The following is a 24,619-nucleotide window of genomic DNA, read 5'->3' as shown; positions in this document are numbered from 1 at the left end:
GCGACGACATGCACGGGGCCCACGTGGGCGACGGGCCGCGCTTCGCGAGGCGGACGCGCGGGTCCGCAGAAGGCGGCGGTAAAAGCCAATGGCAAGAAGTTCCCACTCCCTGCCATTTCCAACATATAGCGCACCGGGGGGCTTGCGGCAAGACCCGGGTCGTACCTCAAGATTGTCGGCCGAGACCAGAACCTGCGGAAATGGGGGACACGAATGCGTGTGGTGTTGACGACGTGGGGATCGCGCGGGGACGTCGAACCACTGGTGGGGCTCGCGGTGCGGCTGCGGGAACTCGGCGCGGACGCCCTGGTGTGCGCGCCACCGGACGAGGAGTTCGCGGTGCTGCTGGCGCGCGCCGGTGTGCCGCTGGTGCCGCTCGGCCCCACGGTGCGCTCGGTGGTCGCCGGCGCCAAGCCGCCCTCGGCCAAGGACGCGTTCCGGCTCGCTCCCGAGCTGGTCGCCGCGCGGTTCGCCACGCTCACCGCTGCGGCCGAGGGATGCGACGCGCTCCTGGCGACCGGCCTGATGCCGGCCGGCGCACGGGACGTGGCCGAGAAACTGGGCATCCGCTATGTGCTCGCCTGCTTCCACACCCTTGGACTACCGTCGCGGCACTTCCCGCCGGGTATCCGGCCGGGCACGCCGTCGCCGCAGGGCGAGACCGACAACCGGGCGCTGTGGAAGCAGGACGCCGAGAGAGTGAACGCGCTGTACGGCGAGGCGCTCAACACGCACCGGGCGGCGATCGGGCTGCCCCCGGTGGACAACGTCCGCGACCACGTCTTCACCGACCGGCCGTGGCTGGCGGCGGACCCGACCCTGTGGCCGTCGCAAGGCAGGACGGACCTCGACATCGTGCAGACCGGGGCATGGATCCTGCCTGACGACCGCCCGCTCCCGGCCGAGCTGGAGGCGTTCCTGGACGCCGGTGAACCACCGGTGTACGTCGGCTTCGGCAGCATGGCCGCGCACGCCCCGGACGGCATCGCCAAGGTGGCCACCGAGGCGATCCGCGCCCACGGTCGCCGCGTACTCCTCGCCCGCGGCTGGGCGGGCCTGGCCCCGATCGACGACGCCGACGACTGCTTCACCGTCGGCGAGGTCAACCAGCAGGCACTGTTTCCCAGGGTGGCGGCCGTCGTGCACCACGGCGGCGCCGGCACCACGACGGCGGCCGCCCGCGCCGGGGCACCCCAGGTCGTGGTGCCCCAGATCGCGGACCAGCCGTACTGGGCCACCCGGGTCGCCGAGCTGGGCATCGGCGCGGCGCACGACGGCCGGACCCCGACCGTCGATTCCCTGTCGGTCTCGCTCACAACGGCCCTGACCCCTGAGACCCGAGCACGGGCAACGGCCGTGGCCGGCACGATCCGCACCGACGGAACAACCGTGGCCGCGAAGCTGCTGCTCGACGCTTGAGCGAAGGCCCTCGGTCGTCGCTTCCGCGCGGGACGAGGGGGCCGGCGGCGCCGGCCCCCTCGTTCTCGCGGTCCCAGGTCGTGACTCGGGATCAGGACGAGGTCGGCGGCCCGATCCGGGGCGCCCGCGGCTCCAGCATGGGCACCAGGAACCGCCGGGCGATCGCGGCCAGTTGCTCGTCGTCGTCGAGGTCGACGAGGTGGCTGGGGATCGCCAGGAAGGAGGCGGAGATCCGGACCATCATCTCGGCCACGAAGTCGACGTCCAGGTCGCCCTGCACGTGGCCGGCGTGCTGCTCCCGGCGGAGCTGGCCCGCGACGAACCGCCGCACGACCGCCATGGTCCGCCCGCCATCGTTGATCATGGAGGGCAGGACCGTGTCCGGCTCGGTGGCCATCAGCCCGCCGATCAGCGGGTTGCCGCGGATCGCGCGCAGCGAGCTCACGAAGCCCAGCACCACCCGGTCGGCGGCCGTGTCGGCCTGCTCGATGTCGATCAGGAACCGGTCGAAGTACCGGCGGAACTCACGGCGCACCACCTGCTCGACGAGAGCGTCCTTCGTGGCGAACCGCCGGTAGACAGTGATCCGCGAGACCCCCGCGCGCCGGGCCACGTCCTCCATGGTGGACCGCTGGATGCCCATCCGGGAGAACTGCTCGTACGCCGCGTCGAGCACGCGCGCCCGGGCCTCGTCCAGGTCGTCCACCTGCTCGACGGCGTCGACGTAGGCGCGTTCGAGCAGCGACTCCTGCTCCGAGGACGTCATGAGGAAGGACAGCACAGGTTCCACGATCCCCTCCTGAACCGACTGAATTCTGTCGCAATCGCGAACATTCGTCACGTTGGGTCTTGTGAGGGCCGACACCGTGTGCTGTCATGAGTGCCGCTGCCCTGATACGGAGATGCGAAGTCTGTTTCATCGTATCAGGAGTGCTCTCGGCCCCGAGGAGGAGCGAAGGCATGGAGAAACCCAGCAGACGGAACGTGCTCATGGCGGGCGGGACGTTGGGCGCACTCGGTGCGCTGACCGTCGCGGCGCCCGCGAAGGCGTCATCACTGTGGACGTGGTCGCCCAAGGGCTCGGTCGCGGGCACGGGCGAGGGCGCCGACCCCAGGTGGGTGTGGGACGGGGAAGCCGACCCGCTCGTCGCCTCCCTGATCGACCGCGGCGACGTCCCCGAGGTCAACAGGCTGCTGAAGACCTGGACCAAGAACGGCCAGCCGCTGCCGGACGGCCTGCCCGCCGACCTGCGCGACTTCCTGGACAAGGCCCGCAGGCTGCCGTCGTGGGCGGACCAGGGCAAGCTCGCCAAAGCGTTCGAGTTCAACCAGAAGCGCGGGCTCTACCTCGGCGTCACCTACGGCTTCGCCAGCGGGATGATGAGCACGGCCATTCCCCACGAGGCGCGCGCGGTCTACTACTCCAAGGGCGGCGCGGACATGAGGGACCGCATCACCAAGACCGCCAAACTCGGCTACGACATCGGCACCGAGAAGGCCTTCCAGTCCGACGGCGAGATGATCGTGACCTGCGTCAAGACGCGGCTCGCCCACGCGGGCGTGCGGCACCTGCTGCCCACGTCGGCGTACTGGACCAAGGTCGCCGACGAGAAGATCCCGATCAGCCAGGCCGACATGATGGTCACCTGGCACAGCCTGCCCACGACCGTCATGAAGGAACTGGCGAAGTGGAAGGTGCGGATCCCCGACGACGAGTCCGCGGCCTTCCTGCACTCCTGGCAGCTGACCGCGCACATGCTCGGCATCCTGGACGAGTACATCCCCAAGTCGTGGGACGAGGCCAATGCCCAGGCCACGCAGGTCCTGGACCCGGTCCTGGCCCCCACCGCCGAGGGCATCAAGCTCGCCGACATGCTGCTCAACCTCGCCGCCTTCGTCGACGGCGGCATCCTGACCAAGCACATCCTCGGCGCGCTCACCCGCTACGTGCTCGGTGACGAGATCGCCGGCTGGCTGAAGATCCCCAGGGAACCGGTGTGGGACCCGATCTTCGAGAACCTCTGGCCGCCGTTCGTCGCCGTCCGCGAGGGCGTCCTCGACATCACCAAGGCGCCCAAGGAACTGCGGGAGGTCTACTGGGCCTTCGACGAGATCATCCGCCAGGGAGTCCTGCTCCTCCTGTCCGGGGCCGACTACCCGATCAGCATCGAAATCCCCCAGACAAACAACCCCCACTACTGACAATTCATGGAGTCAAGGTCATCATGGCGGTTGTCCGCCCCGATTCCGGCGTGGTCCGGTCCGGGGAAGGGGGTGATCCCCCTCGGAGGTACTCGCTCGTAGGAGGACCTGTGCTCAGCAAGCGCTCCCAACCGTCCTGGACGAAACGGGCGGCCGTCACCCTGGTCGCCGCGACATGCGCGATGGGCGTCGCCGCCAACGTCCCCGCCGGCGCGACCGTCTACAACTCGTGCACGATCTCACGCTGTTCCGACGGCCGCGACGCCGCCTCGGTGTGGGCCGGAAAGGGATGGCCGTCCACGTCGGGCTGGTACTCCTGGCCGGACGGCCGGTACAACTACACTGGCGGCGTCTACCACAACTACGACGGCCAGCTCCCCGCCAGCGCCTCCTACCACGAGTACGACGTCTACTCGCGCGCGAAAGGCGCCTCGCGGGACGCCTACCGGATCGTCCACAGCAGCACCGGTACGGTCTACTTCTCCCCGGACCACTACTCCAACTTCTACAAGATCTCCTAGAACAGAGCCCGTCCGATGACCTCGCCGCCACCCTGGTTGACGCTCACCAGCGACCCGGTGCCGGCCGTCGTCGACGGGCACGCCTGCCGGACCCGCGCCGCCTTCTTCCGCGAGGCGGCGCGGGCCCTCGGCTTTCCCGCCCACTTCGGGCACAACTGGGACGCGTTCCTGGACTGCCTGCGCGACCTCGACCGTCCCGCCCTCACCGTGTCGCACGCCGACGAACTGCTCGCGGACGAGGACCCGCGGCAGTTCGCGATCCTCCTCGAAATCCTCGCCGAGAGGGAACTGCCCACCACTTTCGCGGCCTCCCCCGAACAAATGGCCGCCCTGCGCGCCCACCTGACCGCCGCCCTCCCTTGACAACCGCTTCGAGCAAGGCGGTCCACGAGACTAGGCTGGCGCGGCATGTCCGATCTCTACGAACTGCTGCTCACCGCCGAGCTTCCGACCGACCTTCCCGACGAGGAACTCACCGAACTTCGTTGGCATCTTGGGCTCGCTCCAGAGCCCAAGGAGTTCACCATCGTGACCGAATACGAAACGGTGTACGTCGGCGATGGCGAGCCCGGCCTGGATGCGGCCGAGGACAGTTGGGAAACTCAACCGGAACCGCTGCTGGCGCGTCGGGGCCCGGCAGATGCGCGGATCGGCGGTGTCGACTTCTCCGAGCTGGCCCTGCGGCAAGGACGTTTCCCCGCCTGGGTCCTCACGTCCCGCCAGGAGCTTCATGGCCCGACCCACTGGAACATGCTGATCGAAATGATCCAGTGGCTGGAACGGCGGGCCACCTCCCCCTGGGGAAATGATGGCCTCAGCTTCTATCTGCGCCACTGCGAGGAAACCGTCCTGACGGCGGCGATCCTCAACGGCGACAGAATCGTTTCTCGCCAAGACCCCAATCGATCGCTCTGACCGCGTGAAGGAAGTCGCCGTCCATCAGCCGGAGGCGGCGAGCCGGCGTGCCCGCGCCAGGTCCCGGGCGGCGGTGAGGGCCCATGGCTGGTCGGAGCCGAGGACGGCTTCCAGGCGATCCTCGGCGCGCTCATAGTGGGCGAGAGCCGCTTGACCGGCCCAGATGACCAGAGGCGTCCCGGGCACCAGCACGACCAGGCTCACCACGGTCCCGCTGGCGTTCGGATCGACGCCGGTCACCGCGCACACCCACCAGGCCGGCGCCCCGGCGGCCAACGGGAGGACCGTGGCGATCGAGACCTTCCCCCACCTCGGCACGACCCGCCCCCATCCGGAGCACGAAGTAACCGGCACGCCCGTGCACGGCCGCCGACCTTGAGCGAGTGTCACACAACCGCACACGACTGTCTCCCCGACGCTTGGGGATCACGTGCTCTCCCGGACGCCGGCCGGCCGGTGACCGGCCGGCCGGTCACCGGGCCCGGTCAGTCTTCGCGGGGTCTGCCGAACTCTTCGATCAGCACGGGGTACTGCTCCGCCCCGTGTCCGGCGGCGATGGCGCGGTCGGCCATCGCCTTGATCAACTTCGGTAGTTCGGCGTTGACGCCCACCGCCTCGCTCTCCTCGATCAGATGCGCCATCGCCCGCGCGTCGGTCTCCAGGGCCGACACCTCGGCCGGGAAGGAGCCGCTGTCGATCTGCTCGGCATATCCAGGAAGCCATTCGGCGACACCGGCGGCGATCTGCTGCGCGAACGGCGCGAACGTCGCGGCGTCGACACCGGCCGTCCTCAGCAGGGCGGTGCCCTGGAGCCAGGCGTTCAGGACGCTCCACATCATGGCCAGGCCTGCCACGTCGTACAGGGACGCCAGCCCATGGTCCGCACCAAGGTAGGTGACGGTGCCGAGCGCTTCGAGTGTCGACTGATGTGCCTCGAAGTCCGATCGCGGCCCGCTGTGCAGAATCACCGCCTCCGCGGTCCCGATCGCCGGCGGGATGGCCATGATGGCGCCGTCCAGGTAATGGGCGCCGCGCTGCTGGGCCCATTGGGCGGTCTCCCGAGCCTGGGCCGAGTCGCCCGACGTCAGATTGACCAACGTCGTGCCGTCCAGCTTGATATCGCTCGTCCCGAGCAACTCGTGCACGGCCTGGTAGTCGGTCACGCAGATGAACGTCACGGATCCTGCTCTGAGCGCGTCGCCGACCGTCGGCGCCGGCCGCGCCCCCTCGGCCACCAACCGGTCGGCCTTGGATGCCGTACGGTTCCACACGGTCGTTGGATACCCGGCCTTCAGGAAGGCGCCGGCGAGGGCCTGGCCCATCAGTCCGAGTCCGAGGACCGTCACGGGTGTATCGGTTCTGTTGTTCATGGCAGCATCGTCAACGTTGATACCGGTGTGAAGGTCAAGTGAGGTCTCGGTGCGGATCGGGGAACTGAGTCGTCGGACGGGCGTCAACGCCCATCAGCTGCGCTACTACGAGGCCCAGGGCCTGCTGGAGGCGGACCGCGGCGCGAACGGTTACCGCGAGTACGACGAGGACGCCGTGCTGCGCGTGAAGCAGATCCGTCACCTGCTCGGTGCCGGCTTGTCCTCTGAGGACATCGCGTACCTGCTGCCCTGCGCGGTCGGCGAGGCCCCAGAGCTGCTCGGGTGTCCCGAATTGCTGGCCGCGATGCGGTCACGGCTGCGGCGGCTGGACGATCAGATGGACAGGCTCGCCCGATCCCGCGACGCCCTTGCCGACTACATCGATGCCGCCGAGCGAACAGGCGACGAGAGCTATCCGCCCTTCGACGACGCTCACCCGGAGCCCGTCTCCGCCTGACCGGTCCTACTCAGCGATGTGCGAGGTCGAGAGCCGCGCGGACGATGCTGTCGGCATCGATGCCGTGCGGCGAGCATCGCGTCCGCGCGCCCGGTGGCGACCGCCTGGTTGACGTTGGTCTGCTGCGGCACGACCATCGGCTTGATCGCGGGCCGGCCCGCCGCCGCGCACTGCCGCTGAAGGTCGTCCATGTTGCCCTGGGCCTGGGCCGTGCCGGTCTGCGCGGCGACCGTGCGGCCGCACAGGTCGAGCGGCTTCTTGATCCCCTTGGGATCTCCGGCCTTGACCAGTGCGGACGTGCCGCCCTGAAGGTAGGTGACCAGGTTCAGCACTTCCGTGCGCTCGCGGGTGACGGTCCAGGCGGACCAGCTGGCGTCGAAGCGGTGCGCCTTCAGACCGGCGAGCATGCCGTCGAAGGGGCACCTCGACCCACTCGAACCGCAGGCCGGTCCTGGCCGTGATGGCGGCGGCGAAGTCGGCGCCGACTCCGATGATCTGCCCTGAGGAGCTCTTGAACGCGCTCGGCGGATAGCTGGGATCGGCCGCGACGCGCAGCACTCCGCGCGTCCGGATGTCCTCGGGGAACTTCGCCTGCAATGCCGGGTCGACCGCGCTCTTCACCTCGAGCGGGGCGGAGGGCAGACCGGCGTCCTTGGGCTGCGCGCCGGTGCTGTTGCCGCATGCACTCGTCCCGAGCATCGCCGTCGCGGCGGCCGCCGCGGCGATCCCTTGCAGAAGTCTCATCTGCTCACTCCCGTGTCGATCTCTGACGAGCGGAGTTCCCCACTCTCCGGAGCTCGCGGCACGGCGGAGGCGCTGTCGGAATCACTCGGGGTTTCGCGCAGCGTCGTGCGCGACGCCCTGCGCACGCTGTCGTCGATGGGGCTCGTCGAGGTTCGGCAGGGCCACGGCATCTTCGTCGCCGTCCCGCGCGACGACATCCTCACCACGGCCCTGACCCTGCGGATGCAACGTTCGGACGTCACCGTCGGCGATGTCCTCGCCGCCCGGGTCACGCTGGAGTCGACGCTCGCCGCCGAGGCCGCACGAGTGGGCGCCCACGAGACGCTGCGGCCGATGCGCGGGCACTTGCAGCGGTTCGAGGACCGGGTCCGGGCCAAGGACTGGCCGGCGGCTCACGAAGAGCACCTGCAGTTCCACCTGTCGATCATCAAGGGGCTGCGGCTGCCCGCACTGGAACTGCTGATCGAACCGCTCCAGGAGCTGATCATCGTCAGCTCGATCCCCCCGGAGCCGGAGAGCGGGGAGCAGTGGGGCATCGGGTCGCACGACCAGATCGTCGAGGCGCTGGAGTCGGGTGACCCCGAGGCCGCGCGGGTCGCGGTGCGCGATCACTTCCGGTACGCGGAGGCGCCGCCCTACCGCGACTACGGTCATACCTTGTTCCGTGATGCGAGGTCCGCGCTCGGCGACCACCTCGACGCCGGACCCGCCCTCCCGATCTGACGCTCCGGCCGGTGGCGCCCAGGTTCTGCGCGCTGCCTCTTGCGCCGAGCAACTCGTCCGTGTTCGGATTAGTTCTGCCACGATCGTCCGTGTCCGGACTAATTGGGAGGCGTGCATGCTGAACGAGATCTGCCTGCGGCAACTGACCATGAGCGGGGTCCACGAGGGCGAGACCGTCGCCGTGCTCTCGCAGGGCGACGAACGGCTCGACTACGCCGACGCGTTCCTGTACGCGGCGCGGCGGCTGGGGGCGAACGCCTACCACATGCGGCTCCCCGCACCCACCGGCGCCGCCGGCGCGTGGGCGGTGGGCGACTCGGGCCTGGCGGGCAACCCCCTCGCGGTCGAGGCGCTGAAGCAGGCCGACATGCTGGTCGATCTGAAGTTCCTGCTGTTCAGCAAGGAGCAGTTCGCCATCCAGGACGCGGGCACCCGCATCCTCACGTGCGTCGAGCCGGTACCGCTGCTCGCCCGGCTGATGCCGACGGCCGAGCTGCGCGAACGCGTGGAGGTCGGCGCGGAGATCCTCGGCAAGGCCGGCACGATGCGCATCACCAGCCCGGCGGGAACCGACGTCACCTACCGGCTCGGCACCTATCCGACGATGAGCGAGTACGGCTGCACCGACACCCCGGGCCGCTGGGATCACTGGCCGGCCGCGTTCGTGTTCACCGGCGGCGCCGACGACGGTGTGGACGGCACGATCGTCCTCTCCCCCGGGGACGTCCTCCTTCCGTTCAACACCTACGTCCAGGCGCCGGTCACGCTCACCATCGAGAAGGGCTTCATCACCGACATCCGCGGAGGGCTGGACGCCGAGTTGCTGTCCTCCTACATCAAGTCGTTCGACGATCCGCGCGGCTACGGCATGTCCCACGTCGGCTGGGGGCTGGACGAACGCGCGCACTGGCACGGCCTCACCCAGTTCCCCGGCGGCATGGGCATGGAGCTGCGTTCCTTCTACGGCAACGTCATGTTCTCGATCGGCCCCAACAACGAGCTGGGCGGCCCGAACGACACCCCCTGCCACTTCGACATCCCCATGCGCGGCTGCAGTCTCTTCCTCGACGACGAGCCCGTCGTCCTGGACGGCGCGGTCGTCATTCCGGAAATGCAGCCGAGGAGCAAGGCGTGACCCACATCGGCCTGATCGTCCCCAGCTCGAACCTCACCATGGAGACCGAGCTGCCCCGCATGCTCGGTGCCCGCGAGGACGGCGACCGCTTCGTCTTCCACAGCGCCCGCGCGCGGATGCAGCACGTCACCCCCGAGCAGCTCCGCGCGATGAACGCGCAGGCCGAGCGGGCCGCCGTCGAGCTCGCCGACGCCCGCCCCGACGTGGTCGCCACCGCCTGCCTGGTGGCCATCATGGCCCAGGGGCCCGGCTACCACTGCACCGCGGAGGACTCCATCCGCTCGTCCCTGCGGGCCGAAGGCTCGGAGGCGCCCGTGGTGTCCAGCGCGGGGGCGCTGCTGACCGGCCTGCGGGCGCTCAAGGCCGAGCGCATCGCCCTCGTCACCCCGTACATGAAGCCGCTGACCCGGAAGGTCGTGGAGTACATCGAGGACGCCGGGGTCACCGTTGTCGACGCCCTCAGCCTCGAAGTGGCCGACAACCTCGCGGTGGGCCGTCTCGACCCGGCCGACCTCCGCGACCACTGGCGCAAGCTCGACCTCACCGGCGCCGACGCTCTCGTTCTGTCCGCGTGCGTCCAGATGCCGTCGTTGTCCGCCATCCAGGCCGTCGAGGACGAGGCGGGCATCCCCGTGCTGTCCGCGGCGACGGCGACGGCTTACGCCCTTCTCACCGAACTGGGCCTGCCCACCGCCGTCCCCGATGCAGGACGCCTTCTCAGCGGCGACTACTGAGCCGACGGCAGAGCACGGTGATGGGGAACGGATCCCCATCACCGTGCCACCGATGTCGGCCGGTGTCCCGCCGGACACGTCAGGACATCAGGTCACCGAGGACGTCGCGCACAGCGGCGATGGCTGCCTGGGGGTTGTCCCAGAAGACCATGTGACCTGCTCGTGGGACCTCGATCAGCCGGGCGGCGGGGTTGGCCCGGGCGGCCTCGGCGGCACCGGCGGCGGTCACCACCGGGCTGTCCGCACCATGGATCAGCGTCGCCGGGGCGGGCACGCGAGGCCAGACTTCGAAGAAGTCCTCACTCTCGAATCCCCGGTGCGTGGCGGCGACGGCCTCGGCGCCGCAGCTGGCGAGCCAGCGCGCGCGCAGGTCCTGTTCGCGGCGGGGCCAGCGGGGCCAGGATTCGGCGACCTCGTCGGCGTCGGTGCCGCGCCGGGCCTGCTCCAGCTGGCGCTGGAACGCGGCGAGAGTGGTCGGGTACGGGCCGCGGGCCGGGCCGCTCATCGGCGGGTCGACCAGCACCGTCGGCAGCGAGACCCGGGTGGCGGTGACGGCGGCGATGCGGGCGCCCATCGAGTGGCCGAGCAGGACGGGGTCCTTCAGGTCCAGGGCGTCGATGAGGGCCAGGGTGTCGGCCGCGTAGTCGTCCAGGGTGTAGGAGGGGCCGTCGTCGGAGAGCCCCCGGCCGCGCACGTCCAGGACGATGGGCCGTCCGGGGAGTTCCCGCGCCACGAAGTCCATGGCGATCGCGGGACTGGTGATACCGGGCAGGACCACCACGGGCGCGCCGTCGCCGCCGTAGTCCAGCGCGTGCAGGCGCAGCGAGCCGGACGTCAGCCATCGGCTGGTGGCCGGGACGGAGGCGAGGTCGGCCAGCGCGGGCTGGGTCAGGACGCGGTCAGGCACCGCATGGCCTCCTTCAGGTCGATGACGTCGCCGTACTTGGCGTGGATGTCGAAGAGGGCGGCCTCGTGGGGGCCGCCGGCCCGGTCGCCGACGCACTCGCCGGGAACCAGCACCGGGAAACCGGACTGCACGGCGTCCACGACGGTGGCCCGTACGCAGCCGCTGGTCGTGGCGCCGCAGACCAGGACGGTGTCGCAGCCGAGCGCGGTGAGGGTCGGGGCGAGGGTGGTGCCGAAGAACGCCGAGGCGCCCTTCTTGGTGATGAGGACGTCCCCGGGCCGGCGGGGCAATCCGGGGTCGATCTCCACTGCGGGGGTGCCCTCCAGCATCGCGCGCATCCCCGGGGCCTTCTTCAGCCAGGTGACCGTGTCCAGCTCGGCCGCCGTGTAGGCGATCGTGGTGAAGACGACCGGAGCGTCGGCGGCGCGCGCACTCTCTATGAGGGCGGCGGTCGCGGCGACCACGTCGCGCAGGTCGGCTCCGGCGGGCTGGGCGGCGTCGGTGAAGCCGTTGGTCAGGTCGACGACGACCACCACCGGGCGCTCGCCGCGCGGGACGGTGCCGTTGAAGCCCGCGCGGGCGTAGGTGTCGTCGGTCCGCGTGCCGTACATGCCTTCAGCCACGCCGCAGCTCCTTCAGCTCCCTGCTCTGCGCTCTGAGCTTGCCCAGCAGCCAGCCCTGGAAGAGGCCGGCGGCGAAGGCCGCCGCGACGGGGGCGTACTTGGCGGCGTTCGGCGGGAGCAGCATCGCCAGGCCGTCGAGTTCCCCGGCGGGCGCGGCCGGTGCGCTGCCGCGCACGGTGGCCGATGCAGTGGCGGACGCAGCGGCCGGTGCAGGCGCCGGGACGCCGGCCCGGTCGGCCTCGATCAGGGCGGCGAGGTTGGCCGCGAACTGGTCGAGGAGGCGATTGGAGACCGCGACGATGGCGCCCTTCCCGAACTGGACGATCTTCCCGCGGATGAGCAGGTCGGTCTCGACGCGCAGGACGGCTCCGCCGGGCGCGTCGTCCACGGTGAGGGCGACCTCGGCCTCGGCGTCGCCGTTGCCGTGCGCGTCCGCGCCACGGCCCTGCAGACGCAGCAGGCGCCGCTCCCGGTCGACCTCCAGGAACCGGACGGTGCCGGTGTAGGACGCCGTGATCGGGCCGACCTTGACCTTGACCCCGCCCGAGCAGGTGTCGCCCTCACGCCCGTCGAGGGTCGCGCCGGGAAGGCAGGTGACCACCCGCTCGACATCGTTGATCAGCGCGAACACCGCGTCCGGCGCGGCGGCGACCGCGATCTGGTTGTTGAGGATCATCGTGCTTCTCCCGTTCGGCGCCGGGCGCAGTCCTCGATCGCGTCGACGATGGTCTGGTAGCCGGTGCAGCGGCACAGGTTGGCGGACACGGCCTCTCGTATCTCCTCTCGGGAGGGTGCCGGGTGCTCGTCGAGGAAGCCTTCGGCGAGCATGAGGAATCCGGGGGTGCAGAACCCGCATTGCAGGCCGTGATGCGCCGAGAACGACCGCTGCAGATCGTTCATCTCCCCGTCGGGGGCGAGCGATTCCACGGTGCGGACGTCATGCCCCTCGGCCTGGGCGGCGAAGATCAGGCAGGCGCGGACCGGCGCGCCGTCGAGCAGGACCGTGCAGGCCCCGCAGATGCCGTGCTCGCAGCCGACATGGGTGCCGGTCAGCCCGATGTGGTGCCGGAGCACGTCGACGAGGGTGTGGCGGGACTCCACGACAAGTTCGTGCTCCGCGCCGTTGACGGTTAGGTTGATCAGCAGCTTCTCGGTCATGAGGTCGCTCCGCCGGAGTGGAGGGTGCACCGCACCGTCTCCGGATGGATGGGGGTGTCGTCCAGCTCGACACCGGTGCGGCGCAGGGCGTCGTTCACCGCGTTGAGGACGGCCGCTGGCGCGCCGATGGTGCCGCCCTCGCCTGCGCCCTTGGCCCCGCTCTCGGTGAACGCGCAGGGCGTCTCCAGGTGGTGGATCGTGATGTCGGGGATCTCGCTGGCCGTCGGCACCTTGTAGTCAAGGAAACCGGCGCATGACGGCTCGCCCTGAGCGTCGTAGGTGACCTCCTCGAACAGGGCGCCGGCGATGCCCTGCGCGATGCCGCCGCGTGCCTGTCCCTCGACGACCTGCGGGTTGATGGCCACGCCGCAGTCCTCGACGCAGACGTACCGCAGGATCTTCACCCCTCCCGTGCCGGGGTCCAGCTCGACGACCACGCCGTGGGCGGCGTTGGAGAAGGTGCCGTCGCCCTGCACGTCGAAGCTGGCGGAGGCGGTCAGCCCTGGCTCGGCGTGCTTGGGCAGCAGATGCGCCTTCAGGTAGGCGACGTCGGCCAGGTCCTCGAACGACAGCGCCCGCGCCGGATCGTCGCGCCTGCGGACGCCGCCCTGGTGGAGCTCGATGTTGTCCCGGGTGGTCTCCAGCAGGTGGGCGCCGAGGTGGGCGAGCCGGTCGGCCAGGGCGGTGGCGGCACGGGCCACGGCGCTGCCGCCGATCGTCGCCGAGCGGCTGGCGAAGGTGCCGAAGCCGTAGGCGACGCGGTCGGTGTCGCCCTGGCAGATCTTGACCTTGGCGATGTCCAGCCCGAGGCGGTCGGCGACGATCTGCGCGAGGGTCGTCTCGTGACTTTGGCCGTGGCTCATCGTGCCGGTGGTCACCGTGACGCAGCCGGTCAGGTCCATGCGGGCCTCGGCGATGTCGAATCCCGGGACGACGGCCATCCTGCGTTTGGCGAATGCCGTCGAGCCGTATCCGGTGCGTTCGCTGAAGCACGAGTAGCCGATGCCCAGGAACGGGTCGTCGTCCCGCTTGGCGTACCAGCCCTCCTCGCGCAGCACCTGCTCGCACAGGTCGAGCGACTCCAGGTAGGAGCCCGGGTCGTAGGTGATGTCGTTGACCCCGGTGTAGGGGAACTCGGTGATCAGGTTGCGGCGCCGGATCTCGACCGGGTCGATGTCCAGCTCGCGGGCGGCCCGCTCGAAGACCCGCTCCATCACCATGACGATCTGGGGCCGGCTGACGCCGCGGTACGGCGCGGTCGGGGCCTTGTTGGTGGTGACGGCGCGGGCGCGCACACGGTAGGCGGGGACGCGGTAGACGCCCGGCATCTCCGCCGAGGCCATCAGCGGCTCGATCCCGGCGGTGAAGGGATAGCAGGAGTAGGCGCCCATGTCGCAGACGATCTCGGCGTCGAGCGCCAGGATGCGCCCCCGGTCGTCGAACGCCGCCCGCACGTCGTAGCGCTGCTCCCGGGCGAGGAACGAGGCGGTCAGCGCGTCCCGGCGGTCCTCGATCCACTTGACCGGGCGGCCGAGCCGCAGCGCGACGGCCCCGGCCGCGATCTCCTCGCGGCCCACGACGCATTTCTGCCCGAAGCCGCCGCCCATGTCGGGCACCACCACGCGGACGGCCGCCTCCCGCAGCCCGAGGCAGGCGGCCATCACCGTCCGGACCTGGTGCGGGGTCTGGGTGCACGTCTGGACGAGCAGTTGCTCCTCGCGCGCGTCCCAGTTCGCCACCACTCCCCTCGTCTCCAGCGGCAGCGCGTTCTGCCGGCCCGTCTTGGTCCGCACGCGCACCTTGCAGGGGGCGGAGTCGAGGACGGCGTCGATGCCCTCGGTGGCGAACATCGACACGTCCACCAGGGTGTTGGCCTTGGCGGCGGCGTGGACGAGCGGCGCGCCGGGTGCCAGAGCCTGCTCGTCCGACAGCACGGGCGGCGCCGCCTCGTAGGTCACCTTGGCGGCCTCCAAGCCGTCCTCCACCGCGTAGGCGTCTTCGGCGACGACGATGGCGAGCGGCTCACCGACGTACCGCACCCGGTCCCGGGCGAGGATCGGCATGGCGGTGGGCACGAACTCTGCGGGCGGACGGTCGAGCACGGCCTCGATGTCGCCCAACTCCAGGTCCGCTGCGGTGAACGCGGCGACCACGCCGGGTACCGCTCGGGTGCCGGACAGGTCGATCCCCGTCACCGCGCCGTGCGCCACCGTGCTCCGCACGAACTGCGCGTGGAGCATCCGCGGCAGGTGGATGTCGTCGACGAACCGTCCGCGCCCCGTCAGCAGGCGCCGGTCCTCCCGGCGGGCGATCGAGCTGCCGACCCATTGATCGGACGTCTTCACCGCGTCGCCTCCTCACAGGCGCGTAGGACGAGGGCCCGGGTGAGGGCCCGGCGCTGGTCGTCGGTGGCATCGACGGTGGCGGCGGCCGCCTCGGCGCATTCCTCGAACGACCGTGACAGGGCGGTCTCCGCCTCCGGGACGCGCACGGGGGCGGGCGCGACGCCGCCGAGGACCACGGTCCGCGCGTCCAGATCCACGGCGGCGGCCACGATGGCGAAGTCGCCGCGGCGCTCGGCGAACTCGGTGAGCGCGGCACGCGGGGCCGGCCGCGGGAAGACCACCTCGATGATCATTTCGGCAGGGTCCAGCGCCGTGGTGAAGAAGCCGAGGAAGAGGTCCTCGGCCGGGACGACGCGCCGGCCGTCCGGCCCCTGGACGACGACCTCGGCCCCCAGCAGCAGGGCGAGCAGACACCACTCGGCGGTGGCGTCGCCGTGGGCGAGGCTGCCGCCCACCGTTCCTCGCGTGCGGATCGGCAGATGCCCCACCCGCTCCATGGCGCGGGCGAGCACCTCGAAGCCCGGGATCCGAGCCTTCGCCACCTCGTGGTGGGTGGTGAGCGCGCCGACGCGAAGGGCGTCGCCGTCCCGCCGGACGAAGGCCAGTTCGGAACGCAGCCCGCCGAGGTCGACCAGGTGCGCGGGGCGGGCCAGCCGGAAGTTCATCATGGCGATCAGGCTCTGGCCGCCCGCCAGGTACTTGGCGTCCTCCAGCTCCGCCAGCAGCCCCACGGCCCCGGCCACGTCGCGGGCGCGGTGGTAGGTGAAGGCCGCGGGCTTCATCAGGCCCTCACCTCCGCCGGAGTGCCCGCGCCCGCGTCGCCCGTCTCGGCGGCCCCGTCCAGCTCGCGGCCCTTGGTCTCGGGCGCGCCGACCGCCATCCACAGAACCGCCGCGAGCGTGACGGCCGCGAGGAGCGTGAAGGTCAAGGTGAGGCCGAACGCGGGACGCAGCAGGCTGCCGAAGATGTACGGGACGAAGCCGGTCACCGCGCGGCTCACCGAGGAGGCCCACCCGAAGCCGCTCGCCCTGATCGGCGTCGGGTAGAGCTCCGACACGTAGGCGTACAGCACCGGAACGGCCAGCTGGATCAGGAACCCGAACACCCCCAGCCACACGAGCGCCGCGGTCTGCACGTCCAGCGCCGCCGCGAACGCCACCAGCGCCGCCGCGGCCAGGGGCGCCGACGCGCCGATCACCCACTTGCGCCCGACGACCTCCACCAGCCACGCCGAGAGCAGCACGCCGAGGACGCCCACGCCGGTCATCAGTGTGGTCTTGCCGAACGCGGCGACGTCGCTGTAGCCCTCGTCCTTCAGGATCGTCGGCATCCAGGTCAGCGCGACGTAGTAGACCGTCATCACCACGACGAACAGCAGCCAGGCCACCGACGTGACGCGCGGGCTGAACGACCACACCAGCCGGAGCTGGTCGTAGGCCGCGCGCGGGCCGCGGCGCCGGCCGTCCGCGGCGGGCGGCGCGGCGACGGAGTAGGGCTGGACCGGTGCGCCGGTCCGGGCGACGAGGTCGTCGATGACCGCGCGGGCCTCGCGTTCGCGGCCCGTGCGGACCAGGTAGATGGGCGACTCGGGGATCCCGCGCCGCACCCAGAACAGCAGCAGCGCGGGAAGGATCATGATCGTGAGCATCCAGCGCCAGTTGCCGTCGGCGGGTTCCAGCAGCGTCGCCACCAGGCCGCAGAGCGTGGCGCCGATCGGCCACCAGACGTCCATCGCGGAGAGGATCTTGCCGCGCAGCCGGCTCGGCGAGAACTCCCCGACCAGCGCGTAGTCGACGGGGATGCAGCCGCCGAGGCCGACGCCCGCGAGGAAGCGGAACGCGAGGAAGACCCCGTAGCCCGGCGACAGCGCCCCCAGTACCGAGAAGAGGGCGAACACCAGCAGTGTCAGGCTGAAGGCCCGCTTGCGGCCGAGCCGGTCGGCGACGGTCCCCCACGCCACGGCGCCGACCGCCATCCCGACCAGGTTGGCCGTGGCGACCAGCCCTTTCTCCCCGACCGTGAGACCGAAGTCCTTGGCCAGCAACGGCGTGAGGAAGCCGTTGAGCGCGACGTCCCAGGCGTCGAACATGTAGCCGAGGCCACCGATGATGAAGATCTTTCCTTGGACGCCCCACTTCCAGGGCAGCTCCTGGACGATCTCGTTCCCTGTTTTCATGCTGGCTCGCTTCTCGGCCGCTTACTCAGCCGTGGAACTGGTAGGAGAAGGTTTCCTCGTCGGGATCGTTCAGCGGGGTGCCCCGCCACAGCCACTCGTAGGAGACGTCGGACTCCCCGCCGAAGCGGGTGAGCTTCCTGTCGCGTTCGCGCTGCTCAGGGCCGTCGGGCAGATGGTAGAAGGTCATGTTGTTCCAGGCGGCGTCCTGCACCATCCCGGCGTGCTTGGCGCGTCGCGCCACATACCGCGCGAGTGCGTCCTGCACGTTCCCCACCGGGACGGATCCGAGCTCCTCGGCGAGCACCGCCGCGTCCTCCATCGCCTGGGAGGCTCCCTGCGCCTGGTAGGGCAGCATCGCGTGGCACGCGTCGCCGAGGAGCGCCACGTGGCCGTCCACCCAGACCGGATCGCGGCGCCGGTGGTACATGGCCCACGCGGAGATCTCGCCCTCCGCCTTGGCGAGCATCGCGGGTACCCGGTCGTCCCAGCCTGGAAACGCCTCCGCCAGCTCGTCGACGGTGGCGGGCGCGGTCCAGTCCCGCTCGACCTCCGGTGTCGACGGGACGATGGCGACGACGTTCAGGTACTCCCCGCCCCGGATCATGTAGTGGACCAGGTGCCGGTCCGGCCCGTACCAGATGGTGCTCTGGTACCGGTCCACCAGCCAGCGCGTCGCCGGATCAGCGGCGATCTTGTCGCCCGGGATGAGAGCGCGGTAGGCCATCTCGCCGGAGAAGAGCAGCGAGTCGGGCATCCCGAGGGCGTCCCGCACCGCGGACCTGATGCCGTCGGCGCCGACGAGCACGTCGGCGGCGTGCCGTTCGCCGCGCGCGGTGACCGCCGTTGGACGAGCGGGATCGCCCTGGTCGATCTCGACCACCTTGCTGCCCGTGCGCACGTCCACCGCTGGTCCGGCCCCCTCCGGGTCGAGGCAGGCGTCCAGCAGGACCTTGTGCAGGTCGGCGCGGTGGTAGTGCCAGTACGGGGCGTTGTATTCGCGCTTGCAGAACTCGCCGAGCGGCGTGAGGCCGATGACGCTGCCGTCCTGCCAGCGGCGGCGCACCTGATCCAGCGGCTCGGTGCGGATGGCCTCCAGCGCGGCGCGCAGTCCGAGCCCCATCAGGACTCGGCTGGCGTTGGGCGCGGTCTGGATTCCCGCGCCCACCTCCCCGAGTTCCGCCGCCTGTTCCAGAACGGTGACGCGAAGTCCCCGCTGCCGCAGCGCGAGCGCCGCGGTCAGCCCGCCCAGGCCGCCGCCGACGATCGTGACGCTGTACGACTGGCTCGCCGACAATGCTCCTCCAAGAGATCGTCCGTGTTCGGACTAACTAATCCGAACACGGACGATCTCCGAAAAGCAAGGCCCCGGGAGGAAGTAACCGGGGATCGGGGCTAGTGGTCTTCCAGCAGCCCTTCCCAGTGACCGGCCAGCGCGGTCATCTCGCGGAGCCACCGTTCGCGCTCGGCGGCGGAGTAGCCGCGCATCAGGTCCTCGTCGAGGCTGCGAGTGCGTCGCTCGGCCTCTCTCAGCCGCCGCTCCCCCTCGTCGGTCAGGTACAGCAGCTTGCGGCGCCCGTCATGCGTGGCGGTGTGGCGGACGATGAGGCCGTTGTCCTCCATCCGGCGGACGATGTCGGCCATGGTCGACCGGTCGAGGGCGACCGTGGCGCCCAGCGACCCCTGGTCCACACCCGGATAGGCGTTCACGGCGGTCAACACGGCGAACTGCGGACCGGTCAGGACGGGATCGACCGCCCGCGTCCACAGCGCCACATACGACTGGTACAGCCGCCTCGCCACGTACCCCGGGGCGGCCAGCAGCTCCTGAGGTGTGGTGATCTCCCCGCCCCGTTCGGATACACCCTTGCCCACGTCCGCCATGTCCTTAGCTAATCATGACCTTGAGGTCACACGTCCAAGACCCCGGCCGAGGACGGCGGCACGTGCCGCCACGGCGGTCGCCGCCGACCTCATCGACGTCACCGATCGCCGCCTGGAGAGGCCTACCGGCCGACGTCACCGCCGTCCCCTCGCCGGCCCGGCAGTAAGATCCTCTTGGTGAGCTCCTCCCCCCGCGAACCGGAGCTGGCCGCTCTGGCCTCCGGCGCCGGAACCGACCACCCGCGCAAGCTCAAGTCGGCCTTGACCAGACTGGCCCGGCCGCTGTCAGCGGCGGACCGGATCTCCTTCTTCGAGGACGCGTGCCGCGCGTTCGTGGCCGCGGGTGTGTCGGACACAGCCGCGGAGCTCGCGACATGGTCCTTCACCCAGGCCCGCAAGGCCGAGAAGGACGACGCGAGCGCGTGCGACCTGGAACGGCTGCACGCGACGCTCCTGGAGTTCGTCCCGGCGGGAGTGGTCGGTCCGGCCGTCCTGCGCGACCACGCCAAGACGCTCAGCGGGCAGCTTCCACCAGACGAGGCGCATGCCCGGTTCCGCGAAGTGATCTGCGCGGGCTTCGACGCCGGGCTGATCCCGTACGCACGCCTCTTCCCCGACCTGCGGAAGCTGGCCGTCGCGACCGGGATCGCCAAGCACGATGAGGAGGAGTTCCTCGCCGCGCGGCTGCTGCGCGACGGGCTGCTGCCCGGCGCGTCCCAGACGATCTGGGCCGCCGCGCGGAAGGCCCTGGCGGCGGTGGCCGGCCGCGACGGCGACCTGATGGAGCTGCTGATCGCGGCCGAGCCCGACCGGGCACGGCACGAGGAGGAGGGCGGCGCCGAGGTCGCCGAGATGATGCGGCAGATGTGGCTGGCAACGCTGGCGGACGCGGGAGCAGGTGCCCGACTGCCGGCGGACTGGTTCGCGACCACCGGCCGCCGCTGCGCCGTCGACGTGCTGCTGACGCTGGTCGACCAGGCCGGGGAGCGCCTCTTCCGGGACGGCGCGGAGCCCGGCGGCGACATCGACCCCGACAGCGATCCGGCGGCCGTCCCGCGCAGCCGCGCGCGCTGGAGCGATGTGCCTGACGCCGAGCTGAGGACCCGGCTGAAAGCCGACGTCGAGGCGGGTTACCTGTACCGCTTGAACCGAGCGCTGTCGTGGCTGGTCGACGAAGGGTACCGGTTCCGGGAGCGCAATCCCGGACTCGCGCGCGAGATCGAGTTCTGCGATCCGGTGGACGCACTGCTGACGGAACTGCGTGCCGGCATCCCGGAAGAGTTCGGGATCCCCGTCTCCTTCACGGACAATGTCGCGCGGTCCGTCGTCCAACATCGCGAGTCCCTGTCCGTGCGGACCCGCCGGGAGGTCGAGGTCGACGACGGCGGCGGATCCCCGTGGAAGGTGCATCTCGGCCGCTTCCCGAAAGAGATGATGCCCTGGTACGACGGCGAGGCCATACGCGTGTCGCGGGTAGGGCCCGGCGGCCGCTGGCAGACGTTCCGGGCGGAGGGCCCGGTCGCCGCCGGGCCGGAGAGCGGGGAACTCGCGCTGACGTACGAGCCGGGGGCATGCACGGCGCGCCCGGAGGCGCCCGGGACCGGGGAGGTCACCTATCCGGGGGCCTCCGCGCCGAGCCGGGTCCGGCTTCATCAGGGCCGGATCAGCGTCACCGCACCTGACGGCTCACAGAGCGCCCGGCTGGGCTACTCGCCGAGGGACCCGTCCGTGCCGCCGCCCGCCGTCTGGGGCAGGCGGAACCCTGTGGACCCGGCCGGGTCGGCCGCGCTGCGCACGCTGGACCGGGACACCGCCGTGCGCATCGTGACGGCCGCGCTGCCGGCCTCTCGCTGGGTGCTGCGGCCCGTACGGGACGAGCTCCTCCGCCTGGTGCCCGAGATCACCGAGCCTTCGCTGATCGCCGCAGTGACCCAGCGGATGCACAGCACGGCGCAATGCCTGCTGAATGAGCATTGGCTCCGGATGAAGGATGGGGCGGCGCCCCGGCCGCCGTGCTCCCCGCTGCCGGAATTCCATCCCGAGTTGCCGGTGATGGGCGTGCGGGACCTTGTGTCGCTGCGGGTATTCGAGAAGCACGCGCTGGCGGCGGCGGAGCGGCCGAACCCCGCGGAGCCCGAGTTGCTGTACAAGGTCGAGCAACCGCATGGGGCCGACCGTCTCATCGAGGATTTCGGCGGGCTGGCGCGCCACGTGACACCCGTCCTGTGGCCGTGGCAGCGGCCCCATGCCGTGTGGAGCCTGGACGAGCTGAGCACCTGGGCCAACTCCGGATGGGGCGACGGAAGCGGACGTTACCGGCTTCTCTGGTTCGAGCAGCCGTCCCCCGGCCCGCCGTCAACGCCGAATATCCAGGTGTGGCGTACGCACAACGGATCGCTGCTGTCGTTCAGCGGATGGCACCTGCGGGGGTTCGCGGCGGTCGAGTATTCGTCTGGCGGACGTTTCGTCCCGATCCGCCTTCCGGAGCGTGACCTCGTCGGCGATCCCGTGCCGCAAGGATGGCTCTCCCAGGAGAGGTTGCTGCGGCTGAAGCGCCTGCTGACCGAGAACGGGCCGCCTCCGGTTCGTGCCGAGACCGCGCGGGAACTGGCCGCCCGGACCCGCCTCACGACCGCGCAGGCAGTCGATCTGCTGTACGGGGACGCGGACGGCAACCTCCGGCCTCGGGCTCTGCCGTCAGGGGCGGACCCGGGTCTTCCCTCCGAGATCGTCGACCTGCTCGAAGCCACGAGGAATGAAAGGCCGGACCGGAATCACCAGTTCGCGTTCCGCCGCGACTCCGGCCGCCTGGGACTGATCCGGGAACAGCTGATGCCCGACGACCCGGCCGAGCTGTGGAACACCGGCTTCGACCTCGCCCGGGCCGCCGACTGGTGGCGCCTGGAATGCGAGCGCGAGGGCTGGTGAGAAACGCGCCTTGACCCCGGATCGCACGTCAAGGTGATCGGGAGACCTGCGAGGCGGCCTCCTCCATGACCCTCCGCGCGTCGCGCTCGAACGACGCCCTCGCCCCCAGCGTGAGGAGCCCGCCGGCGACCGTCGGGATCACCAGGATGTACATGCCGGCGAGCAGCGACCCGAGCCGGTCCGAGGCGATGCCGACGACGAGGGGCCCGAAGGCGCTGCCGGCCGTGATGAGCAGTTGGAGGACGCCGAAGCCGAGGCCGCGCGAGGCGGCCGGGAGCACGTCCGCCAGGCACGCCGTGAGGTTCGGGATCGCGATCGCCATCAGCGAGCAGGAGAGCAGGACCAGCGCGGTCAGCGGGCCGATCGACTCCATCGACAGCGCTCCGGCCAGGACCAATGAGCCCGCCGTGATGCCGCTGCCGCCGGCCAGCAGCCGGCCGCCCCGGCGGGTGCCGTGCCACTTCCCGCCCAGCCACGAACCGGCCAGAGTGCCGGTCAGCGTGCCCGCGACCGGGATCAGTCCGCTCAGCGAGCCCGCCGTGCCGGTGCCGGTGCCGAGGGTGCGCACCATGAACGTGGGCAGCCAGTAGAAGATCCCGGCCAGGCCGAGGATGAGCAGGGACTGTCCGGCACAGACGAAGACCAGGGTGGGGATGGCGAGGACCTGCCGGACCTGCCCCCGGAACGGCGGCTTGGGCATGGGCTCCGCGGAGGCGTTGGAAGTGGACATGGAGACGGCGGAGTCCGGACCAGCGGCTACCGGCAGGGGCGGGGACACGGCGTCGGCCGCCACCAGGCGGTCGAGCTCGCCGCGCTGCGGCTCGCGCAGCAGCCAGACGAGCATTGCGGTGAGCACGCCCGGCACTACCATGACCAGGAACGCTGTCCGCCAGGAGAACACCTCCGCCAGCACCCCGCCCAGCAGCGTCCCGATGCCCCCGAGGTGAGCGGTGACGCGTGTGAGCCCGTACGCCTGGGCGCGGCCGACCGGCGGGTAGTAGTCGGCGAGAAGGCTGCCCGAGGCGGGGTTGTCGATGTTCTCGGCCGCCGTGAGCAGCACGCGCATCAGGTAGAACATGACGAACCCCGTGGCCAGCCCAGAGCCGAGCGTGGCGATCGCCCAGAAGAAGACGACCACCGCGATGATCCGGGTGCGGCTGAACCGGTCCGCCAGATACCCGGCGGGCAGGCACACCACCGCCGCGGCCAGGGCGGCGGCCGTCGGGATCGAGCCCGCGGCCGTGTCACCGAACCCCCACTCCCGCTGCACGGCCGGGAGCACGCCGGACAGCAGGTTGTGCTCGATCCGGTCCACGAGTCCCACGATGAACAGGACGACCAGCGGCGCCCAGCCGAACGGCGCGCGCGAACCCGCGTCGATGACGCCGCCGCGCCGAGGGCCGGTCACAACCTGCCGAGGGCCTTGGCGAGGGCGGTCGCGGTCGAGGCGATCACCTTGTCATCGTGCGGGGTGTCGTCGACGTTGCGGTTGGTGAGCACCGACAGGATGATCGGCGCGTTCGATCCGGGTGTCCAGGCGATCGCGATGTCGTTGGCGGTTCCGTGGTTGCTCGCGCCGCCGGTGCCGGTCTTGTCGCCGACCGTCCAGGTCTTGGGGAGTCCGGCCCGGATCCGGGTGGCGCCGGTGAGGCTGGCCTTCAGCCAGCCGACCAGGCGTGCCCGGTCGCGTGGGTGAAGGGCCTTCCCGGTGGTGATCCGGGTGAACGTCTGCGCGGCTGCCGCGGGAGTGGTGGTATCGCGCTGTTCACCGGGCTCCCACTCGGTCAGGGTGGGCTCGGGCCGGTCCAGGCGGCTCATCCGATCACCGGTGGAGCGGAAGAACCCGGTCAGCCCGCGCGGCCCGCCGATCTGCTTCAGCAGCGTGTTGCCCGCGAAGCCGTCGGACTTGGTGATCCCGGCGCGGCACAGCTGTGCGGGTGTCATGCCGGTGTCGGTGTACTCGGTGGTCTCCGGGGAGTTCGCGGTCAGCCCGGCCATCTCGGCAGGTTTCCAGCGGACCACCCTGTCCATCAGCCCGGGGTCGCCCGTGCGTGCCTTGTGAAGCACCGCCGCGCACGCGAAGACTTTGAACATGGAGTTGAACGGGAAGCGCTCGCCTGCCCGGTAGCCGACGGTCCTGCCGGTCCCCATGTCGATGCCCACCGCGCCGATACGCCCGTTGTAGGACGTCTCCAGGTCCCGCAGCGTCTTGTCCAGATCGAAGCCGGACGGAGCGGTGTTCCCCGTCCGGGCGGCGACGCTTGAGGCGTCCTTCTCCCCGATGGCGGCACCCCCCGCGTAGACGAGGCCGCTGAGTAGGGCGGAACCGGTCAGCGTTGCGACTCCAAGTCGCAGCCGGAGGCGTCGTGTCATACGGAGAA

General features: G+C 70.9%; 25 protein-coding genes and 1 pseudogene. 10 read left to right on the top strand and 16 right to left on the bottom strand.

The genetic code is table 11. From position 1 onward, the window contains the following. Window positions 1-213 precede the first annotated feature (213 nt). Window positions 214-1,419 (top strand): glycosyltransferase, encoded by a 1,206-nt coding sequence (locus ACQPXG_RS21450; RefSeq protein ID WP_433469475.1) that lies wholly within the window; start codon window positions 214-216, stop codon window positions 1,417-1,419. 91 nt (window positions 1,420-1,510) lie between these two features. On the opposite strand, the gene ACQPXG_RS21445 is transcribed toward ACQPXG_RS21450, so the two are convergent. Continuing rightward, window positions 1,511-2,209 carry a TetR/AcrR family transcriptional regulator gene (locus ACQPXG_RS21445; protein WP_433469474.1) on the bottom strand — a complete coding sequence of 233 codons (699 nt, stop codon included), beginning with the start codon at window positions 2,207-2,209 and terminating at the stop codon, window positions 1,511-1,513. A gap of 170 nt (window positions 2,210-2,379) precedes the next feature. Here ACQPXG_RS21445 and ACQPXG_RS21440 point away from each other — a divergent pair, with 170 nt between their 5' ends. The 4 genes from ACQPXG_RS21440 (at window position 2,380) to ACQPXG_RS21425 (ending at window position 5,057) form a co-directional block, all read left to right on the top strand. Next, window positions 2,380-3,621, top strand: coding sequence for an oxygenase MpaB family protein (locus ACQPXG_RS21440; protein WP_433469473.1), 1,242 nt, complete (start codon window positions 2,380-2,382; stop codon window positions 3,619-3,621). 110 nt (window positions 3,622-3,731) lie between these two features. Next, window positions 3,732-4,142: a ribonuclease domain-containing protein gene (locus tag ACQPXG_RS21435; protein WP_433469472.1), complete on the top strand. Its 411-nt coding sequence runs from the start codon at window positions 3,732-3,734 to the stop codon at window positions 4,140-4,142. Between the two features lie 15 nt (window positions 4,143-4,157). Continuing rightward, window positions 4,158-4,505 (top strand): barstar family protein, encoded by a 348-nt coding sequence (locus ACQPXG_RS21430; protein WP_433469471.1) that lies wholly within the window; start codon window positions 4,158-4,160, stop codon window positions 4,503-4,505. A gap of 45 nt (window positions 4,506-4,550) precedes the next feature. After that, window positions 4,551-5,057, top strand: a complete 507-nt coding sequence (locus ACQPXG_RS21425) for a hypothetical protein (RefSeq protein WP_433469470.1) — start codon at window positions 4,551-4,553, stop codon at window positions 5,055-5,057. A gap of 24 nt (window positions 5,058-5,081) precedes the next feature. Here the strand turns inward: ACQPXG_RS21425 and ACQPXG_RS21420 are convergent, their stop codons facing one another. Together ACQPXG_RS21420 and ACQPXG_RS21415 are read right to left on the bottom strand one after the other, a co-directional pair. Then, window positions 5,082-5,375 (bottom strand): hypothetical protein, encoded by a 294-nt coding sequence (locus ACQPXG_RS21420; RefSeq protein ID WP_433469469.1) that lies wholly within the window; start codon window positions 5,373-5,375, stop codon window positions 5,082-5,084. Between the two features lie 167 nt (window positions 5,376-5,542). Then, complete coding sequence (locus ACQPXG_RS21415) at window positions 5,543-6,427, bottom strand: NAD(P)-dependent oxidoreductase (protein ID WP_433469468.1); 885 nt, start codon at window positions 6,425-6,427, stop codon at window positions 5,543-5,545. A gap of 49 nt (window positions 6,428-6,476) precedes the next feature. Between ACQPXG_RS21415 and ACQPXG_RS21410 the strand changes: the two genes are divergently transcribed. After that, window positions 6,477-6,884 carry a MerR family transcriptional regulator gene (locus tag ACQPXG_RS21410; RefSeq protein WP_433469467.1) on the top strand — a complete coding sequence of 136 codons (408 nt, stop codon included), beginning with the start codon at window positions 6,477-6,479 and terminating at the stop codon, window positions 6,882-6,884. Here ACQPXG_RS21410 and ACQPXG_RS21405 read toward each other — a convergent pair. Both ACQPXG_RS21405 and ACQPXG_RS21400 read right to left on the bottom strand, forming a co-directional pair. Continuing rightward, entirely contained in the window at window positions 6,860-7,291 is a 432-nt protein-coding gene (locus ACQPXG_RS21405) for a hypothetical protein (RefSeq protein ID WP_433469466.1), read from the bottom strand. The two genes, ACQPXG_RS21410 and ACQPXG_RS21405, sit on opposite strands and share 25 nt — an antisense overlap. A gap of 25 nt (window positions 7,292-7,316) precedes the next feature. Further along, window positions 7,317-7,583 (bottom strand): annotated as a pseudogene (locus ACQPXG_RS21400) (hypothetical protein); the annotation flags it as partial. A gap of 57 nt (window positions 7,584-7,640) precedes the next feature. On the opposite strand from ACQPXG_RS21400, the gene ACQPXG_RS21395 reads away from it, so the two are divergent. The 3 genes from ACQPXG_RS21395 (at window position 7,641) to ACQPXG_RS21385 (ending at window position 10,220) form a co-directional block, all read left to right on the top strand. Beyond that, the gene (locus tag ACQPXG_RS21395; protein ID WP_433469465.1) at window positions 7,641-8,351 is read left to right on the top strand and encodes a FadR/GntR family transcriptional regulator; all 711 of its coding nucleotides are present in this window, start codon (window positions 7,641-7,643) and stop codon (window positions 8,349-8,351) included. A 115-nt stretch (window positions 8,352-8,466) separates the two neighbouring features. Then, the gene (locus ACQPXG_RS21390) at window positions 8,467-9,486 is read left to right on the top strand and encodes a leucyl aminopeptidase (protein WP_433469464.1); all 1,020 of its coding nucleotides are present in this window, start codon (window positions 8,467-8,469) and stop codon (window positions 9,484-9,486) included. Then, entirely contained in the window at window positions 9,483-10,220 is a 738-nt protein-coding gene (locus ACQPXG_RS21385) for a maleate cis-trans isomerase family protein (protein WP_433469463.1), read from the top strand. Before ACQPXG_RS21390 ends, ACQPXG_RS21385 begins: the two co-directional genes overlap by 4 nt. Window positions 10,221-10,299: 79 nt before the next feature. Here ACQPXG_RS21385 and ACQPXG_RS21380 read toward each other — a convergent pair whose 3' ends face one another. The 9 genes from ACQPXG_RS21380 to ACQPXG_RS21340 form a co-directional block, all read right to left on the bottom strand. Then, complete coding sequence (locus ACQPXG_RS21380) at window positions 10,300-11,127, bottom strand: alpha/beta fold hydrolase (RefSeq protein WP_433469462.1); 828 nt, start codon at window positions 11,125-11,127, stop codon at window positions 10,300-10,302. Further along, window positions 11,109-11,750: an isochorismatase family protein gene (locus ACQPXG_RS21375; RefSeq protein ID WP_433469461.1), complete on the bottom strand. Its 642-nt coding sequence runs from the start codon at window positions 11,748-11,750 to the stop codon at window positions 11,109-11,111. Before ACQPXG_RS21375 ends, ACQPXG_RS21380 begins: the two co-directional genes overlap by 19 nt. Further along, window positions 11,743-12,426, bottom strand: coding sequence for an SRPBCC family protein (locus ACQPXG_RS21370; RefSeq protein ID WP_433469460.1), 684 nt, complete (start codon window positions 12,424-12,426; stop codon window positions 11,743-11,745). The genes ACQPXG_RS21375 and ACQPXG_RS21370 overlap by 8 nt, the downstream gene beginning before the upstream one ends. Further along, entirely contained in the window at window positions 12,423-12,908 is a 486-nt protein-coding gene (locus tag ACQPXG_RS21365) for a (2Fe-2S)-binding protein (protein WP_433469459.1), read from the bottom strand. Before ACQPXG_RS21365 ends, ACQPXG_RS21370 begins: the two co-directional genes overlap by 4 nt. Further along, window positions 12,905-15,253, bottom strand: coding sequence for a xanthine dehydrogenase family protein molybdopterin-binding subunit (locus ACQPXG_RS21360; RefSeq protein ID WP_433469458.1), 2,349 nt, complete (start codon window positions 15,251-15,253; stop codon window positions 12,905-12,907). The genes ACQPXG_RS21365 and ACQPXG_RS21360 overlap by 4 nt, the downstream gene beginning before the upstream one ends. Beyond that, entirely contained in the window at window positions 15,250-16,035 is a 786-nt protein-coding gene (locus ACQPXG_RS21355; protein WP_433469457.1) for an FAD binding domain-containing protein, read from the bottom strand. Before ACQPXG_RS21355 ends, ACQPXG_RS21360 begins: the two co-directional genes overlap by 4 nt. Then, window positions 16,035-17,429, bottom strand: coding sequence for an MFS transporter (locus ACQPXG_RS21350; RefSeq protein WP_433469456.1), 1,395 nt, complete (start codon window positions 17,427-17,429; stop codon window positions 16,035-16,037). Before ACQPXG_RS21350 ends, ACQPXG_RS21355 begins: the two co-directional genes overlap by 1 nt. Window positions 17,430-17,454: 25 nt before the next feature. Continuing rightward, the gene (locus ACQPXG_RS21345) at window positions 17,455-18,723 is read right to left on the bottom strand and encodes an FAD-dependent monooxygenase (RefSeq protein ID WP_433469455.1); all 1,269 of its coding nucleotides are present in this window, start codon (window positions 18,721-18,723) and stop codon (window positions 17,455-17,457) included. A 98-nt stretch (window positions 18,724-18,821) separates the two neighbouring features. Next, on the bottom strand, window positions 18,822-19,310 hold the full coding sequence (locus ACQPXG_RS21340; RefSeq protein WP_433469454.1) for a MarR family winged helix-turn-helix transcriptional regulator: 489 nt from the start codon (window positions 19,308-19,310) through the stop codon (window positions 18,822-18,824). A gap of 177 nt (window positions 19,311-19,487) precedes the next feature. Here ACQPXG_RS21340 and ACQPXG_RS21335 point away from each other — a divergent pair, with 177 nt between their 5' ends. Beyond that, on the top strand, window positions 19,488-22,238 hold the full coding sequence (locus tag ACQPXG_RS21335) for a hypothetical protein (RefSeq protein ID WP_433469453.1): 2,751 nt from the start codon (window positions 19,488-19,490) through the stop codon (window positions 22,236-22,238). Window positions 22,239-22,266: 28 nt separating this feature from the next. Here ACQPXG_RS21335 and ACQPXG_RS21330 read toward each other — a convergent pair whose 3' ends face one another. Together ACQPXG_RS21330 and bla are read right to left on the bottom strand one after the other, a co-directional pair. Further along, the gene (locus tag ACQPXG_RS21330; protein ID WP_433469452.1) at window positions 22,267-23,646 is read right to left on the bottom strand and encodes an MFS transporter; all 1,380 of its coding nucleotides are present in this window, start codon (window positions 23,644-23,646) and stop codon (window positions 22,267-22,269) included. Further along, window positions 23,643-24,611, bottom strand: coding sequence for a class A beta-lactamase (gene bla / locus ACQPXG_RS21325; RefSeq protein ID WP_433469451.1), 969 nt, complete (start codon window positions 24,609-24,611; stop codon window positions 23,643-23,645). Before bla ends, ACQPXG_RS21330 begins: the two co-directional genes overlap by 4 nt. Window positions 24,612-24,619 lie beyond the last annotated feature (8 nt).

It is taken from the genome of Spirillospora sp. CA-128828 (assembly GCF_050945415.1).
Taxonomy (GTDB): domain Bacteria; phylum Actinomycetota; class Actinomycetes; order Streptosporangiales; family Streptosporangiaceae; genus Spirillospora.
Note: the sequence above shows the minus strand (reverse complement) of the source record. Positions and strands in the feature narration are given on the sequence as shown.

Excerpts from the sequence above, each read along its gene's own strand:
- ACQPXG_RS21405 (WP_433469466.1), bottom strand. The coding sequence starts at position 7,291 with ATGCTCGCCGGTCTGAAGGCGCACCGCTTCGACGCCAGCTGGTCCGCC.
- ACQPXG_RS21430 (WP_433469471.1), top strand. The coding sequence starts at position 4,158 with ATGACCTCGCCGCCACCCTGGTTGACGCTCACCAGCGACCCGGTGCCG.
- ACQPXG_RS21355 (WP_433469457.1), bottom strand. The coding sequence starts at position 16,035 with ATGAAGCCCGCGGCCTTCACCTACCACCGCGCCCGCGACGTGGCCGGG.
- ACQPXG_RS21415 (WP_433469468.1), bottom strand. The coding sequence starts at position 6,427 with ATGAACAACAGAACCGATACACCCGTGACGGTCCTCGGACTCGGACTG.
- ACQPXG_RS21390 (WP_433469464.1), top strand. The coding sequence starts at position 8,467 with ATGCTGAACGAGATCTGCCTGCGGCAACTGACCATGAGCGGGGTCCAC.
- ACQPXG_RS21365 (WP_433469459.1), bottom strand. The coding sequence starts at position 12,908 with ATGACCGAGAAGCTGCTGATCAACCTAACCGTCAACGGCGCGGAGCAC.
- bla (WP_433469451.1), bottom strand. The coding sequence starts at position 24,611 with ATGACACGACGCCTCCGGCTGCGACTTGGAGTCGCAACGCTGACCGGT.
- ACQPXG_RS21370 (WP_433469460.1), bottom strand. The coding sequence starts at position 12,426 with ATGATCCTCAACAACCAGATCGCGGTCGCCGCCGCGCCGGACGCGGTG.
- ACQPXG_RS21440 (WP_433469473.1), top strand. The coding sequence starts at position 2,380 with ATGGAGAAACCCAGCAGACGGAACGTGCTCATGGCGGGCGGGACGTTG.
- ACQPXG_RS21340 (WP_433469454.1), bottom strand. The coding sequence starts at position 19,310 with ATGGCGGACGTGGGCAAGGGTGTATCCGAACGGGGCGGGGAGATCACC.
- ACQPXG_RS21450 (WP_433469475.1), top strand. The coding sequence starts at position 214 with ATGCGTGTGGTGTTGACGACGTGGGGATCGCGCGGGGACGTCGAACCA.
- ACQPXG_RS21350 (WP_433469456.1), bottom strand. The coding sequence starts at position 17,429 with ATGAAAACAGGGAACGAGATCGTCCAGGAGCTGCCCTGGAAGTGGGGC.
- ACQPXG_RS21425 (WP_433469470.1), top strand. The coding sequence starts at position 4,551 with ATGTCCGATCTCTACGAACTGCTGCTCACCGCCGAGCTTCCGACCGAC.